Below are 16145 nucleotides of genomic sequence, written 5' to 3' on the forward strand. Positions count from 1 at the left end.
TAAATCACTCCTTACTGGCTGTAAAAGCAACGTGCCCGATGGCTGTCGTTCACCGTCTCAAGCAATGGTTTATTGGCCTTGCATTGTTCCGTGGCGATTGGGCAGCGCGGGTGGAATGCACAGCCGCTCGGCATTTGCAGCGGATTCGGTACGGAGCCGTAGATGGAATCCAGCTCATCGAGCTGTTCATCGATTTTCGGCAATGAGCCCAGAAGCCCTCTTGTATACGGATGTTTCGGAGAGGCAAACAATTCAAATACATTAGCCTCTTCCACTATCTCTCCGGCATACATAACGATCACTCTGTCAGCCATTTCCGCAACAACTCCAAGATCGTGAGTGATCAGAACGACTCCTGTATCACGTTCTTTGGATAGTGCTTTCAACAATTCAAGTATTTGCGCTTGGATCGTCACATCAAGGGCCGTCGTCGGCTCGTCGGCAATCAATAAAGCTGGGTTGCAGGCGAGAGCCATTGCGATCATTACTCTTTGCCGCATCCCCCCTGAAAGCTGATGCGGGAAGTAATCAACCACTTTGTCTGCACGTGGAATTCCAACATCATCCAACATCTGTATGCTTTTAAGCTTGGCTTGTTTTTTATTCAACCCCTGATGATGCGCAAATACTTCACCAAGCTGGTTTCCAACCGTAAACACAGGATTAAGCGATGTCATCGGCTCCTGGAAAATCATTGAAAGTTTATTCCCCCTGAGCTTGCGCAGCTCATAATTGCTTTTGTTCAGCAAATTTTCGCCATCTAGCAAAATTTCACCGCCAACCACTTTCCCAGGTGCAGCAACGAGCCCCATGATAGAAAGTGAGGTAACGCTTTTACCGCAACCGGATTCACCAACAATAGCCAACGTTTCCCCTTTGGATACGGAAAACGAAATACCGTTGACAGAAGCAACGACCCCGCCTTCGGTTTTAAAATGCGTTTGCAAGTTTTTAACTTCCAGCAATTGTGCCAATACTCTCACCTCTTTTGTTCCGTATCATAATAGTAGTATTATTTTGTTTTCATACGAGGATCAAGCACGTCCCTCAGCCAGTCGCCCAGGAAAATAATGCCCAGAACTGTGATTGTAATGGCAACTCCAGGGAATGTAGCGACCCACCAGCTAGTGGCAAGATATTGTCTGCCATCACTCAGCATACCGCCCCACGTAACGGTCGGCGGCTGGATGCCCAGACCTAGGAAGCTTAAGGACGCTTCCAAAATAATAGTTGTAGCCACACTTAAAGTGGAAACGACAATAAATGAAGAAATAACATTAGGAAGTATATGCTTGACTATAATCCGGTAATTTTTCGCACCTACCGAACGGGCTGCTCTCACATAATCACGCTCTTTAACACTAAGCACTTCACTTCGGATAATGCGAGCATATTTCACCCAATTGGTTATCCCAATAACGAAAATCAGCGTGGATAATCCCGGCCCCAAAACAGCTAAAATTACAAGGATGAATAATATATTCGGTATGGCCAAAAATGTATCGACAGTTCTCATTATGACCTTATCGATCCAACCCCCATAGTATCCGGAAACAAGCCCTAAAATAACGCCGATCGTACCAGCAACTGCTACCGCGCATATTCCTACGAGCAGCGATATCTGCGACCCATAAATAATGCGGCTGAGCACATCCCGCCCAAGATTATCCGTGCCAAGCGGATAATCAGCGGTGCCTTTATCCATCCACATCGGCGGCAGCAGCCGCTTTGCCGCACTAGTTTTGACCGGGTCGTGCGGAGCAACAACACCGGCAAACAACGCCATGAACACAATAGCGACTATGATAATAAAACCAATCGTACCCGTTTTGCTTTTCAACAGTGAGCGTGCTAAACGCCTTGCCTTGCTGACACTTTTTGTAGTTTCTCGCCTGTTAACTTGCCCGCTCTGCGTCTCGATCAATGAACTCATATGTTCCCCCCCTTGCTGCTAATTAAATTTAATTCGCGGATCCAATAACCGGTATACCAGATCAGCTAGCATATTGCTGGCTATAACCAATATTGCGATCACAAATACGGCTGCTTGAACGATCGCCATATCTCTCGTATTGACCGCTTGAACAATTAATTGTCCCATGCCGGGCCAAGCGAAGATCGCCTCCGTAATTAATGCCCCGCTTATTAAAGATGAAATTTGCAGCGCCATGATCGTAACAACAGGAATTAATGAATTGCGGAAAGCATGTTTATAAATAACAATTTTTTCACCTAAGCCTTTACTTCTGGCGGTACGAATATAATCCTGGCCCAATATTTCCAGCATGCTGGAACGGATCAAACGTGTCATCTCTGCAGCTATCCCTGTTCCAAGCGTAAACGCAGGCAAGATCAGATGAGCGAACGTTCCTCGACCAGATACCGGAAATATGCCCAATTTAACTGAAAACAATAAAATAAACATGATCCCTAGCCAAAAGTGGGGCATTGCTTTACCGAGTACTGCCGCTCCTGTTGCTAGCACGTCCCAGAAGGAATTCCGTTTCGTTGCCGAAATGATGCCAAGTGGAATCGCAATAACTGTAGCAACAACCATCGCAAAAAAAGCAAGCTCGAACGTAGCCGGAAGCCGGGCTAACACGATTGGCAGCGCAGGCTCGTTGTAACGAAATGACTTGCCGAAATCCCCTTGCAGCAAATTGCCAAGAAAACTGAAATATTGACTGATTAACGGCTGATCCAAGCCTAGAGCGATGCTCAATGTTCTGCGGTCTTCATCGGTGGCCGTGTCCGGGAGCATCAACGATACAGGATCACCTGAAACATGCACCAACAAGAAAACGATAATGGAAATCATAAACAATACCGGGATGACCTGAATGATCGATTTTAATAAAAATTGCCTCACGCTTTACCTCCCAATGTAAGCCTTGAATTAAGAAGGGGCCCCACCTCGGAGACCCCAAGCGTAAAAGCGGCTACTTCAAAGTAATTTCATCTGCATAGGTGATTTCATCGATTCTTGGTGTAAAGTTAAGGCGTTTGTTCGTTCCATAGTTAGCTACCAATTGCAGCAAGTTGATTTGCGGCCGGTCTTTTGCTAGAATATCCTGAACTTGCTGGAACTGCTTTTCCCGTTCTTGAGCGTTCATATTTTTCTCAGCTGCACTTAACAGCTTGAGCACTTCCGGATTGTCGTAACCGGTATCCGGGGCAAGGCGTTTGTAAAGAAGTGCTGCGTCAAACATAGAATTGGCATAAGCGACCAGAAACATATCTCCGGTTGTGCCCGCGTTGCGTTTTTCATTAAACTTGCTGCTTTCCAATATTTCGAGGTTCACTTTAATGCCCACTTCGCCAAGCATAGCGGCAATAAACTCCGAAGTTTCCTTATCCTTCAACGTTTTTCCAACCGAACCTGTAAAGTTAATCGTCAACCCTTTTTCATACCCGGCTTCCTTCAACAATTGCTTGGCTCGATCAGGATCGAACTGCGATTTGCCGAACAAATCCGGCTTAGCCCCGAAAATACCCGGAGTAATTGCTGTCATCGTTTCTTTCCCATCGCCTTCAAACAGATTTTTGATGATGGCTTTTTTGTCAATGGCCAAATCAATCGCTTCACGAACCTTCGGATCTGAAGTCGGTCCGCTTTTCGTGCGAAGCGCCAGCATCATCACACGTGTTGTCGGTCCGGATAACGATTGAGTGGTTTTGTTCTCATTAACCCGCTTCATGTCAGTCGGCGGAATTTGCACCGCGATATCAACCCCACCGGTCATCAGCTCGGAAACCCTTGTCGCTTCTTCTGGAATTGACCGGAAAACCAGCTTGTCCCATTTCGGCTTATCTCCAAAGTAAGTATCGGTTTTTACTAAAGTCACACGGTCGTCGCGCAGCCATTCGAAAAATTTATAAGGTCCGGTTCCAACAGGATTTTTGAGAAATGCTTCTATTCCTTTTTCCTGAATATATTTAGACGGCAGCATGCTTGAGCCCAGTCGGGAAAGTCTGGATAGCAGTACCGGCTCCGTTTCACTTGTAATGATATCAACCGTGTAATCGTCGACGATTTTCACTTCTTTAATTTGCTTGTAGTTTCCGTATTCAACCAGCTTTTGATCTTTAGCCACGCGCTCCAGTGAAAACTTCACATCTGCAGCAGTAAAGGAGTCGCCATTATGAAATTTCACGCCTTCCCGCAGCTTGAATCTCCAGGTTGTCGGGTTTGTCGTTTCCCAGGATAGAGCCAGATCCGGCTGAAATTTGCCGTCCGGGCTTTTTTTAACCAAATAATTGAACATGTTGACATGGACCGATTCTGTACCTGTGAAGCCATGATTATGCACATCAAATCCGATAATGTCGCTGCTTCTGGCTATCGTCAGCACTTTTTCTCCACCCATACCGGCCCCTTGGCTTGAACCGTTTGCATCAGGTTTGCCACAACCGGCAAGCGCAGCGGATAATGCAATAATAATGGCCAGACTCGTGGTCCCAAATCGTTTCATTAATAATTTCCCCCTCGATTTTATTCATACACATTCCTATGTTTGTTTGGAAAACTCATCCATAATTGCCGCTATATGTTTAATACCTTGAATAAAATCTTCCACAAAAATGTTCTCGTTGGGAGCATGATTATTGGATGCGAAATGCCCTACTCCAACGGATACGGAAGGAATTCCAATTCGTTGGCACAAAATATACATAGGCCCCGTTGCCGGTGACATAGGCTTGATTGTAGGCTCAGAACCGTAAATTTCTTTGGCTGTTTTAATAACCGAGCGAGCCAATGGTCCGTCAAGCGGCGTACGTGCGGGATAAGTCATTGTATGCGGAATCATTTCCATATCTGAAAAGCCGTGCTCGTCCAAATGCTTCCGCAAAAGCTCATAAATGGTATGCGGGTCTTGATTCGGTACGAGACGGAAATCAATCTTCACTCTTGCTTCTGATGGCAGGACCGTCTTTTTACCTTCGGCTATGTAACCGGATTTGAAGCCGCAAACCGTACAGGTAGGCTGATATATCAGCTTTTCTTTCAACGGCAAGCCCGACAGCTCGAGAACGAATGAGTCCAGTCCAAACTTCTTCAATGTGCTTTCTTCGTCGTAATCCATGTTGTTCAATACTTCAAGGTCTTTTTCCGTTAAAGAGGCTACTTGATCGTAAAAACCTTTAATTTGAATTCGCTCATCCGGCGTTTTTAATGTGTTTAAAGCCCAGATTAAACGCCAAGCCGGATTTTCGATAATAGCCGCATTGGAAGAATGCATATCGGTGTTCGCTCCCCGGCAAACCAGCTCAACATAACACATCCCCTTGACCCCAAAGCTTGCCTGCAAACTGCCGTCCGCATCCTTATAACCAAATTCCCAAATGCATCCGTCAGCTTGAACCAATTCTCTATTCGCATCCACAAACTCCCGCAAATGAAGACTGCCGATCTCTTCCTCACCTTCGATGATAAACTTGATATTGAGCGGAAGCTCACCCTTTACTGCCATATAGGCGTCAATTGCAGCCAATCGAGCTATAAGGTTTCCTTTATTGTCAGCAACCCCTCTGGCAATGATTCGACCATCTTTTATTTCAGCCGCAAAAGGTGGTGAGTCCCATAATTCAATAGGGTCCTCCGGTTGAACGTCGTAATGATTATAAAAAGAAAGCGTACTCTTTTTATTGTTTTGAAACTCTCCATACACAACCGGATAACCGGAAGTTTGAACCTGCGCCGCTTTTCCGCCAAGCTGTTGAATCAAAGATTCCACCATGCCAGCCGTTTTTGTCATTCCGCGATTCTGTGCGGCAACACTGGGCTGTCGGCAAATATCCTGCAGCCATTGGATATATTTGTTCCTGTTTAGCTCGACGTATTCAAACACATCATTCAAAAGCAGCCACCTCTTTTATAATGGAATATTTCCTTTATTATTCCTTAAATAAATATAAAACATGTGTTATGATAGTGTCAATAAGCAAGTGTAATAAAACATCACATAATACAGAAGGAATTTCCATATTGTAAGCGAATATTATCCATCACGAAACTTAACTATGCCGGAAAATGCCTGAAAGGAGTCTAAAACACATGATTGCCAGAGTTGGAGCCGTCGGTCCTAAGGACTCTATTGAGTTGATCGCCGAAATCGGCAAAGAGTTTCAAAATCAATTGTTCGTTATTCCTTTCGTTTACAATTCAATGAACGAAACGAGTGAAATTGTCATGCGGGAAGAACACGATATAGATATTTGGGTATTTTCAGGACAAGCCCCTTATTCGATCGCCCTGGAGCAGCCAATCAAACGCAAAGCACTGTTCCCCCAATTAAACGGCTCCAGCCTCACCAAGGTGCTGATGGAAATCGTGTACCGCGATCGTTTGATTCTGGATCGGGTCAGCTTCGATACGATATTGCCGCATCATTTCAACGAAACCTGTACCGAACTTGATCTCACCTGTGATCACATCCATCTTTTATCGTATACCGGCTTCAAGCCGGAGGAAGATCTGCTGGAATTTCACAGCCAGCTGTTTGCCTCAGGAAAAGTGGATGCTTGTGCAACTTGCTTGAGCGGCGTCTACGAGAAACTGAAAGCGAAGGGCATCCCTGTCTATCGGATTCAGCCCAACCGGATGACCATTCGAACTATGCTGAATTTGGCCAGCACCGAGGGTGAGACGATGCATTTTAAAAAATCGCAAATTGCCGTCATGCTCATAAACATCGAAGAAACGGAAAAGCTCATCGAAAATAAAAGCTCTTATGATATACGCCGTCTCGACCTCCAATTTCAAGAAATGATTATTGACCATGTGGAGGCGTTATCGGGATCATTTATCGCTTTAGGCAACGGCAAGTTCCTCGTGTTTACAACAAGAGGAGCGTTTGAAGCTGCTAATTCTATAGCCGATCCCTCCGTTTTGCTCGAAAAGCTGGCCCTGCTCACCGACTTGAAAACTAATATCGGAATCGGCTATGGTGTGACTGCACTGGCGGCGGAACGAAATGCGCAGCTTGCGATCCAGCACGCTAAAAAATCGGGCAATTTCATCGCCATTCTCGTTAAAGACACTGGAGAAATTGAAGGGCCGCTGCAACAGGCCAAAAGCATCAATTTTAATTACCGCACGGAAGATCTTCAGATGCTCGAGCTGCTGAAAAAGGCCGGAGTAACCATTACGACTTACAACAAGATGCTGTCGGTACAGAAGAACTTGGGCCAGAATGCCATCAGTGCGTCGCTCATCGCTGAATCCCTTAGCATGACGAAACGAAACGCACGCCGTATTCTATCGGATTTGGAAGAGCATAACCTCGCCGAGCTAATAGGCGAAGAGGCTCCCTCCAACCGCGGCAGACCAAGCAAAATATACCGTATCAATCCTCTAACTCAATCGGTCTGATCGTTAAGAGGTTCCTCCAACACTTGAAGCATACGCACCTCACAGGCTCGCCGCAAAACTGCGCCCGGCCTGTATGTTTTTATTTATCCAATAATGCCGCCCCTGCTATTCCGGGATGTGTCATTTCATAAGGATCCAGTATGAGATTGAGTTCTTCCTCCGTGAGTACGTTATACAGAAGGCATAACTCGCGGACAGAACGGCCTGACAGCGTTGCTTCCCGAGCTATTCTTGCCGCGGTCTCGTACCCCAGATGAGGATTCAGTGCGGTTATCACACCTACACTTTTCTCTACATTTTCCACACATCTCTCCTCATTGGCTTCAATTCCTTCCAGACAATGGGTTCTGAATACTGTGAATGCTTGATTCATCATACTTAGTGACTGAATTAAATTAAATACAAGAACAGGACCCATGACATTGAGTTCCAGCTGTCCTGCTTCAGATGCGAGACAAATCGTATGATCGTTGCCGATCACCTGGAATGCAACCTGGTTGACAACTTCGCACATGACCGGATTCACCTTGCCCGGCATGATTGAAGAACCCGGCTGTCTGGCAGGCAAGCTTATTTCTCCAAGGCCTGTCCGCGGACCTGAGGCCATCAGCCGAAGATCGTTGGCCATCTTCGACATGTTAATCATACAAACCTTGAGAGCTGCCGACACCTCCGTATAAGCATCGGTATTTTGTGTAGCATCCACCAGATTGTCCGCATTAATAAGCGGCAACCCTGTCAGATCTGCGAGCAGCACGACAACCCGTTTAATATAGCGGGGATCTGCGTTCAATCCGGTGCCAACCGCAGTGGCACCCATGTTCACCTCATATAGATGCTCACGCGTCTGCATGACTCGTTTAATGTCGCGCTGCAGTACTTTGGCATAAGCGCCAAACTCCTGTCCCAGACGGATCGGCACCCCATCCTGCAAGTGTGTTCGCCCCATTTTTATTACATGATCAAACTTAGCCGCTTTGTCTTCCAATGAGCCCCTCAATTCCTCCATTGTCTGCAGCAATTTGCCGATCAACTTAAGGACAGCGATATGTACAGCTGTAGGGACGGCATCATTCGTGGACTGTGCCATGTTAACATGGGTGTTCGGACTCACTGTAAAATAATCCCCTTTAGTCCCCCCAAGCAGCTCGATGGCCCGATTGGCAATAACTTCATTGGTGTTCATATTAATAGAAGTGCCTGCTCCGCCTTGTATCGGGTCCACAACAAACTGGTCATGCCATCGCTCTGCCAATATCTCTTCTGCTGCTTGCACGATCACATTGCCTAACGTCGGCTGCAGCTGCCGGATTTCCATATTAACCATCGCAGCAGCTTTCTTAACCACAGCCATTGCCCTGATTAGTTCACGGTCAATAGTATAGCCGCTAATCGGGAAGTTTTCCGTGGCGCGCTTCGTTTGAATCCCATAGTATGCCTCTGCCGGAACTTCCTTTTGTCCAAGAAAATCTTTTTCCGTTCGCATTTGCATAGTCATCTCCGCAAGACCACCTTTTCTTATTAACAAATGATAACTTTTCCTATGTTTCTCTCAATTTCGATTCTTGTTCCAAATGGAGCGGACAACAGCTGTATGTTTTCTAATACCTGAGTATCTGCTGTCAAATTCGGCCAGCCTCTGCGATACCTCGGTTGCCCGTAACCGATTTCAATTGGATGTAAAACAAGTTCCTTTAAATCACCGTTTTCCATCGTCCAGTACGGTATAACAGAAGACCACACTTTGGGGTCTGTTCCCAGCCCTCTTGTTTCATTGCCGCTTCTTTTGTCAAAAGCATCCGAAATATTGTCATCATGTCCTAAGCCGTACTTTTCATAAAAATCGGCAGGCAAATGCGTCACCGTATCGTTTTGGAAAATAAAATTCCCCAAACTATAGAAAATAGGTCGATTTTTATAAATTTCAATCCCGCGCACAATATGCGGTCCATGCCCAATGATGGCATTAGCTCCCTGGTCGATACACTTTCTAGCAAACGTTTTCAAAAATTCCGCAGGTTTATCTTTGGCATCTCCTTCCATTTCATGAGCGTGAATGCTTACAAGGACGTAGTCTGCTTGCCGCTTTGCCTCATCAATTCTATCCAGCATCCGCTGCATGTCAGCTTCGTGAGGTGTTGTTGTGAGGCCCTCTGACTCACCAGTCTGGAAACAGTATTTGCCAAACTGAAACACATTGGAGTCCGATGCTGCAAGAAACCCTTCCTTTTTAGACATATTTTGCTGGGCATTGATATACACCGTATCCGCAATCGCTCTTAATTGATCCATTTTTTCTGCAGAAACGATATGGTTCGCTTGATAACGAAGAGGATTAATACCAGGCCTGCCCTTCATATCGGGGCGCTGCTCCCCAGCAAGCCAAAATTCATGGAAAGTCGACGTCGCCGCGATGAGCGCAACTCGACCTGAAGCGGTCTCCATGTATTTAATTTGACTAGCCTCCGCCAAATTTTGGCCGACCCCTGCATGAATAAAGCCGTATTGATCCAAATATTTGACCGTAGCCTTCAATCCGTCGTACAAGTAATCCAAAGTATGGTTATTGGCCCATGCCAACATGTTAAACCCATAATCTTTAATATCCTTCAACACCTCGGGCTGGGCTATTGCCCAGGTGCCCCCGCTTAAAGCTGAAGGCGTTCCTTCGAAATGATGCGCAGTAACTTCCAAATTCGTAAAACGAACATCCGCCTTTTGAATAAGGCTCGAAACACCAGTAAACCGCTCCCCCTTCACAGACGGCAGTCTGCGTGTAATAAAACTGTCCCCTGTTGCAACAAATGTCATGGTTGGGTTCATCTGCAGCTCCCCTTTCCTACAAAATCGTTTCTTGACATGCTAGCACAAGTCTGATGAGCAGCTCCGTTCCGATAACCAACACATTTTCGTCAAAATCGAAGCCTACCTGATGATGTCCATCTTCCAGCGGTGAACCGAATAATAGATATGATGCCTTTCCACCCTGCTGCTGAACGCGATTCATCATATACACAATATCCTCTGAGCCACCTAAATCCATGGATGGGATAAACGATTTCACGCTGCCCATCTGCTCCACGGCCTGACGGATGACAGGAATAAGCTCAGGACTGCTTTCTGCCCCGGGAGCTTCACCGACAATTTCCCATTCGCAGGCTACATTGTACATTATTGCCACATTCTCGATGATGCGGATCGCCTCATTTTTCACAAAATGGTTCAATTCCGTCGTACCGCCGCGAGTTTCCAGCTTCATCAATGCTTTGTCCGCAACAATGTTGCGGCCCGAGCCCGCTTCAAGCGTACCTACATTAATTCTTGTAGCTCCACCGCTGTGACGGCTAATTCCGTTCAAATGCAGCGAAGCGGCAGCAGCCGCGAGCAGCGCACTGCGTCCTTCTTCCGGAGCAGCCCCTGCATGTGCAGCTATGCCCGTGTAAGTGACATTAATTTTGGTAGTAGCCAAAAAACCGTTTATCGAGGCTACGATTTCTCCTAATGTTTTACTCTTAAAAGCAATGTGCCCGCCGAAAAAGTAATCAACATTGTCTAGCCATCCCGCATCGACCATCGATTTGGCCCCCCGGCTTCCTTCCTCGGCAGGTTGGAACAGCAGGCGAATTTCCCCACACAGCCGATCTTTATGTTTGGCCAAAATTTCGGCCACTCCGAGTCCGATAGCCGTGTGCCCATCATGTCCGCAGGCATGCATCATACCTGCATGTCGGGAAGAAAAGCCTTCCTGTACCGGACGATGGCTCTCACTGGCAGATTCGGTCAAATCGTTCGAATCCATATCAAACCGCAGAGCGATAACTGGACCCGGTTTTCCAGTTCGAATGACACCGACAACAGCTGTATGTCCACCCTTCATCTGCTCGACCCAAACTGGATCGGCACCTTCGGAAATTGCCCTATTCTCATGAAACTGAAGTACTTCGGCTGCGGGAACGCCCATACGGGACGAGGATCTGCTCGCATCCTCCCGCACATAAACCTGATAATTCAATTGATTTAATTGCTCCGCGACAATCGCTGCGGTACGATACTCCACCCAACCCGATTCAGGGAACATGTGGAAATCCCGTCTTCTTTGCGTAAGCTTGTCTTGAATTGCTTGCACATCCTGACTGATATCCATCCGACTCTAATCATCTCCTAATGAAACCGTAAAGGAACCAAAAATATATATAGGAATTTTTCCTTAATTATTCCTTATTAAAATATAAGTTTTCAGGTGATCATTTGTCAATGTATTATTTCAACAATATTTTCTGCAAAATTCGGGAATCAACCAAGAAAATGCCGAAATACCCGCTACTCAAGCATAAAACACAGCTTGAGTGGCGGGTATTTAATAGTTGACTCTTATGTGAAGTTATCCTGTGGGGCCATAACCATTTATTTATGTTATGGCTTGTCCAGGCTTACAATGCGGCGATTAGATCAAATGATCCATCATATAATCCGTTTCCTTTTTTGTTACCTTCCTTGCGTTGTTTTTAAGGACATTACGCTTAATACCAGAAGACCGCCTCGATGATAAGGCTTGGTCAGCAAGCTCTGACTTGTGACGCAGACGCTGAATTCGTTTCTCCAGTGCTGCGATCTCCTCAAGCTGCTTAGCGTCCATTGGTGATACAGCACCGCGTCCCTTCCCCATTCTGAAGCTGCCAATGCCATAGGAATGCTTCAAGGCTTGACGCTGCCTTGCTCTGAGCAAGGCTTGCTCAGCGTAATACAACGCCTGGCTCAACTGCTTCTCCCTATGCTCATAATGCATAGAAAGCTCAATGAACGGCTCAGCCGATGCAGAGCTGCGGTCTCCCTTACGCTCAACATATAGGGTCCACAAGCGACATGCCTCGGTAAAACGCTGCTGCTTCTTGTACACTAACGCTAATGGCTGCAAATAATCAGCAGCCTCTTCAGATTCCGATTCGTACAGCCTTTCTTCCAGAAGTGCTAATGCTTGCTCAGCAAGCCTCCCCTGATCGAGCTTATCGAGCCATAATCCAAGCCGGTACAGCTCTTCCAAGCCCATCTCGGTCATTTTGCTTCTTCCATTCAACACATCGGCAAAGTGAATCGATAAACCAGCTAATGATAAAATATCCAGCTCGTTATGAACAAAAACTCCTTCGACAATCGAGACATCCCGCTCCGCCAAGTATTGGAAGTACAAGGCAGGCGCTAATGAACCTGGTACATCATTATGTCGGACCACGTTAAGCCTTTCTTCTTCTACCTTGCCTAAGCGACAGGAGGGCAAGGTATGCTTCCAAAGGCTGCGCGAAGGATACAGAAAATCCAGATGCCCGGCAATATCAGGCTCGGACGGCATACGATTCAAAATATACCGATTCTTAATAATCGGCCAATCAAATGTTTTTCCATTATAAGACACCAGATACGGATGCTCCTGCAGCTTTATCTGCAAATAATGAAGCATGGCCAGCTCCTCACCAGGATGGCGTATGAACATCTGCTCAACGATAAATTGCTCTTGTTCATAATATCCGATGCCGATCATAAACGGCACATTGCCAGCTCCTATGCCGAGACCTGTCGTCTCGGTGTCGAGGTAGAGCAGTTGATCGTGCGGCAGGCAGCTGGGGCGGTCGTCAGTGGCAGCCACTGACGACCGCTTTTTCGTGCCTGCCGGCGCGAGCATTGCCCTCAGCTGATCGGACTGCCCGATCAGCTCATGGAGCGCGTAGCGACCGTGCATCGCTTCGCCATCGTAGACGCGGCGACGCATTACGAAAGAGCCCCACTCGCCCTGCTCCATGCGCGCGCCGATCTGCGCCCATTCCCCGTCCGCTGCAGCTTCTCCCTGTTTCACATCCGCAAGGTCCGCTCCATCTGCTGCACCGGCGGCGTCCACTCCAGGCCCTTCGCCACTCTGCTTCTTGTGCCGCAGCAGCCTTTCTCTCAGGCCGCTCATCGCACGGCCCTCAGCTGATCCAGCAGCTTCAGCGACAGCTGCTTGCCCGTGAGGCCAACTTCCTCGATCGGCCCGACGCAGGCCGGGCAGCCGCTCAAGCAGCCGCAAGCCGTGATCAGCCGTCTTGCCTCATCCATCAGCTCACCGTGCACATCGTAGAGCCGCTCGCTCAATCCTACGCCGCCCGGGTATCGGTCGTAGAAAAAGATAGTCGGCTTCTTATTGTGAACCGCCTTCACCTGCGGAACCACCCGAATGTCTTGCGGATCACACATCAAATAGAGCGGCGCTATATGTACCAGAACGTTGGAGACACCCAGCAGCGCAAACTGCATGTCGTTGGTCGTTGTCGATGCGGCAATCTCATCGGAGAATGTTATCCAATAAGAGCTTGTGTGCAGTTCCTCCTCCGGCAGGTGAATGGGACCTGAACCAATATTCTCATGTGTCCTCAACCTGATTTTTTTGAAAATCGTTGGCTTCGCATTAAGAGTCACTTCTCCATATTGGCGCAGCAGCCCTTCCTCCTCTGCTTCTCTATGAACATGTAGTACTTTGAGCTGGACCGCCATACTGGCATCGGTATAATAGTCCACGTTCACCTCGCGAATGAAAGCCTTCTTCTCCTCATAATCCAGCTTCTCCACCTGAAATTGAATTCCCTCATGAATATAGATGGCTTCCTCGTGAATCATGGTTGGAGCGCTAAAACGATCGACCTCACCGATAACTCGACTCCCATTCGTTATATCAATAATAACGAAGTTTTCCTGCGCAGCCGAGCGCAGCGATATATCGTGTGCCGGGAATGATTGGTCCATCCAGTAGTAGCGGTTTTTTACACTGTGAAGAATATGCTCCTCGGTCAAAAACTCCAATATATCCTTTAGCGATTCCCCGCCAAAATTTTCTCCTTCTTCGAAGGGCAGCTCGTATGCCGCACACTTGACATGATCCACGAGGATAATCAGATTATCCGGATGGATCAATGCCTGCTCGGGTGGACGCTCGAAGAAATAGCGCGGATTCTGGATCATGTATTGATCCAACGGGTTGCTGCTCGCCACGAGAAACGTGATCGAGCTTTCCTGGCGACGGCCCGCTCGGCCGGACTGCTGCCATGTGCTCGCTACCGTACCCGGGTAGCCGTTCAACACGCACGCCTGCAGCTGGCCAATATCAATGCCCAGCTCGAGCGCATTTGTGCTCACAACGCCGCGGATTTCACCATTGCGCAAGCCACGCTCAATCTCTCGGCGCAGCTTGGGCAAGTAGCCTCCCCGGTAGCCGCGGATCGACTTCGAGCCCAGCTCATGCTTGACCAGCTCCTGCAAGTAGGTAAGCAGCAGCTCGACGCGCACGCGGCTTCGAGCGAATACAATCGTCTGTACACCCTGCTTAAGCAGCAAACCGGCAATTTTTCGTGTTTCCAGCACGCTGCTCTTGCGGATTCCAAGCTGTTGATTAACTACCGGAGGATTGTAAAATACAAAATGCTTTTCTCCAGACGGAGCCCCGTTGCGGTCAACCAGTGACACGGGCTCGCCAATCAAACGCTCAGCATGCTCTTGTGGATTGTCAATGGTCGCAGAAGCGCAAATAAATTGTGGAGATGAGCCATAAAAACGACAAATCCGTTTCAGCCGGCGGATCACATTCGCTACATGACTGCCGAAAACTCCTCGGTACGAATGAACTTCATCAACAACAATGTATTTAATATTTTCAAACAGCTTGACCCATTTGGTATGATGAGGCAATATCGCGGAATGGAGCATATCTGGATTGGTAACCACAATATGGCCCGCGTTACGGATCGCTTGTCTTACCGTTGGCGGAGTATCTCCATCATAAGTATGAGTTTTGATATCCGCGCCCATCCGGTTGACCGTTTCCTGCAGCTCCGCTACCTGATCTTGGGCCAATGCCTTGGTCGGGAACAAATATAGCGCACGTGCACTGTCATTTTCCAATATGCCCTGAAGTACCGGCAGGTTATAGCATAACGTCTTACCTGATGCTGTAGGCGTCACGGTCACCAGATGACGACCTGCGAGCACCTCGCGAAAGGATTCAGCTTGGTGAGTATAAAGCCTGTCGATGCCTTTTTCCATCAAAGCCGCCTTGATAAGCGGATGTGTTCCTTCTGGAAAAGCCTCGTATGAAGGATCTCTAGGCGGTATCGTCCGCCAATAGGTTACTTGAGACATAAGCTCCGGCGTGTCTTTAATTAAATCTATCATTTCATCTATGGAAGCAACTTTTCCAGTTAAGCGGTTCATAAGCTCAGACTCCTTATTATGAAGCTTATACTTGAAGCCTTTTGGTGAACAGAGTGAATGAATATTAGGCTTAATAGTACTACTTCATTATACCGAATGCACGTTCGCACTACAATCGTGAATTTAACAAAAGAAAACCCTGATCAGCACTGCATCAGGGTCATTTTATCCAAGCATCTATTTTTTTCATTTCAACTAATTCTTGCATTAACATAAGGGAACTTGTCGGGAAGTAGAATTCGAATTAAGATACAAAACCTGGGATGGATTGTGTTCTGATTTTTTACAGTAAGTCCGAGGAATCATCGTAATCATATCGAACTCCGTCTTGCGAAGCTGTTTGCAGATACGATCCGTGCATAGCCACAGCCGCATTTTTTTGCAGCTTGTTCAGAACCTCGCGAAAGTGATTCACCTTCGAATCTTTGGTTTCGGCATTAATGGCCAACTGCAAAGCTTGTTCGATTACGGCGATATCGTGACTTGTAAAATCCATACCGCAGCCCCTCCTGAGCAACAATTTTTCTTCTTGACCTATTCT

Annotated in this window: 12 protein-coding genes; 1 reads left to right on the top strand and 11 read right to left on the bottom strand. The window is 47.3% G+C overall.

Annotated elements, in window-relative coordinates; all coding sequences use genetic code 11:
• Positions 1-11: 11 nt before the first annotated feature.
• The 5 genes from NV381_RS11730 to NV381_RS11750 form a co-directional block, all read right to left on the bottom strand.
• Positions 12-974, bottom strand: coding sequence for an ABC transporter ATP-binding protein (locus NV381_RS11730; RefSeq protein ID WP_419182260.1), 963 nt, complete (start codon positions 972-974; stop codon positions 12-14).
• A 38-nt stretch (positions 975-1012) separates the two neighbouring features.
• Positions 1013-1933, bottom strand: a complete 921-nt coding sequence (locus NV381_RS11735) for an ABC transporter permease (protein ID WP_258213469.1) — start codon at positions 1931-1933, stop codon at positions 1013-1015.
• Positions 1934-1951: 18 nt separating this feature from the next.
• On the bottom strand, positions 1952-2869 hold the full coding sequence (locus NV381_RS11740; protein WP_258213470.1) for an ABC transporter permease: 918 nt from the start codon (positions 2867-2869) through the stop codon (positions 1952-1954).
• A gap of 70 nt (positions 2870-2939) precedes the next feature.
• Positions 2940-4472 (bottom strand): ABC transporter substrate-binding protein, encoded by a 1533-nt coding sequence (locus NV381_RS11745; protein WP_258213471.1) that lies wholly within the window; start codon positions 4470-4472, stop codon positions 2940-2942.
• Positions 4473-4508: 36 nt separating this feature from the next.
• Positions 4509-5849 carry a M20/M25/M40 family metallo-hydrolase gene (locus NV381_RS11750; protein ID WP_308861811.1) on the bottom strand — a complete coding sequence of 447 codons (1341 nt, stop codon included), beginning with the start codon at positions 5847-5849 and terminating at the stop codon, positions 4509-4511.
• 206 nt (positions 5850-6055) lie between these two features.
• Between NV381_RS11750 and NV381_RS11755 the strand changes: the two genes are divergently transcribed.
• Positions 6056-7372 carry a hypothetical protein gene (locus NV381_RS11755; RefSeq protein WP_258213473.1) on the top strand — a complete coding sequence of 439 codons (1317 nt, stop codon included), beginning with the start codon at positions 6056-6058 and terminating at the stop codon, positions 7370-7372.
• A gap of 79 nt (positions 7373-7451) precedes the next feature.
• Here the strand turns inward: NV381_RS11755 and aspA are convergent, their stop codons facing one another.
• The 6 genes from aspA to NV381_RS11785 all read right to left on the bottom strand — a co-directional run bounded on the left by aspA (position 7452) and on the right by NV381_RS11785 (position 16100).
• A complete protein-coding gene (gene aspA / locus NV381_RS11760; protein WP_258213474.1) occupies positions 7452-8870 on the bottom strand; it encodes an aspartate ammonia-lyase in 1419 nt (472 codons plus the stop codon).
• A gap of 23 nt (positions 8871-8893) precedes the next feature.
• Positions 8894-10195 (bottom strand): CapA family protein, encoded by a 1302-nt coding sequence (locus tag NV381_RS11765; protein ID WP_258213475.1) that lies wholly within the window; start codon positions 10193-10195, stop codon positions 8894-8896.
• Between the two features lie 16 nt (positions 10196-10211).
• Positions 10212-11516 (bottom strand): amidohydrolase, encoded by a 1305-nt coding sequence (locus tag NV381_RS11770; protein WP_258213476.1) that lies wholly within the window; start codon positions 11514-11516, stop codon positions 10212-10214.
• Positions 11517-11816: 300 nt separating this feature from the next.
• Complete coding sequence (locus NV381_RS11775; RefSeq protein ID WP_258213477.1) at positions 11817-13322, bottom strand: ribonuclease H-like domain-containing protein; 1506 nt, start codon at positions 13320-13322, stop codon at positions 11817-11819.
• The gene (locus NV381_RS11780; RefSeq protein ID WP_258213478.1) at positions 13319-15604 is read right to left on the bottom strand and encodes a DEAD/DEAH box helicase; all 2286 of its coding nucleotides are present in this window, start codon (positions 15602-15604) and stop codon (positions 13319-13321) included. Before NV381_RS11780 ends, NV381_RS11775 begins: the two co-directional genes overlap by 4 nt.
• A 283-nt stretch (positions 15605-15887) precedes the next feature.
• Positions 15888-16100, bottom strand: a complete 213-nt coding sequence (locus NV381_RS11785) for a hypothetical protein (RefSeq protein WP_258213479.1) — start codon at positions 16098-16100, stop codon at positions 15888-15890.
• Between the last annotated feature and the right edge of the window lie 45 nt (positions 16101-16145).

The organism is Paenibacillus radicis (ex Xue et al. 2023), from assembly GCF_024722015.1.
Taxonomy (GTDB): domain Bacteria; phylum Bacillota; class Bacilli; order Paenibacillales; family NBRC-103111; genus Paenibacillus_S.

What these genes read in the sequence shown, in the direction of transcription:
- NV381_RS11745 (WP_258213471.1), bottom strand. Translation starts at nt 4,472, where the DNA reads ATGAAACGATTTGGGACCACGAGTCTGGCCATTATTATTGCATTATCC.
- NV381_RS11770 (WP_258213476.1), bottom strand. Translation starts at nt 11,516, where the DNA reads ATGGATATCAGTCAGGATGTGCAAGCAATTCAAGACAAGCTTACGCAA.
- NV381_RS11775 (WP_258213477.1), bottom strand. Translation starts at nt 13,322, where the DNA reads ATGAGCGGCCTGAGAGAAAGGCTGCTGCGGCACAAGAAGCAGAGTGGC.
- NV381_RS11785 (WP_258213479.1), bottom strand. Translation starts at nt 16,100, where the DNA reads ATGGATTTTACAAGTCACGATATCGCCGTAATCGAACAAGCTTTGCAG.
- NV381_RS11780 (WP_258213478.1), bottom strand. Translation starts at nt 15,604, where the DNA reads ATGAACCGCTTAACTGGAAAAGTTGCTTCCATAGATGAAATGATAGAT.
- NV381_RS11765 (WP_258213475.1), bottom strand. Translation starts at nt 10,195, where the DNA reads ATGAACCCAACCATGACATTTGTTGCAACAGGGGACAGTTTTATTACA.
- NV381_RS11735 (WP_258213469.1), bottom strand. Translation starts at nt 1,933, where the DNA reads ATGAGTTCATTGATCGAGACGCAGAGCGGGCAAGTTAACAGGCGAGAA.
- aspA (WP_258213474.1), bottom strand. Translation starts at nt 8,870, where the DNA reads ATGACTATGCAAATGCGAACGGAAAAAGATTTTCTTGGACAAAAGGAA.
- NV381_RS11755 (WP_258213473.1), top strand. Translation starts at nt 6,056, where the DNA reads ATGATTGCCAGAGTTGGAGCCGTCGGTCCTAAGGACTCTATTGAGTTG.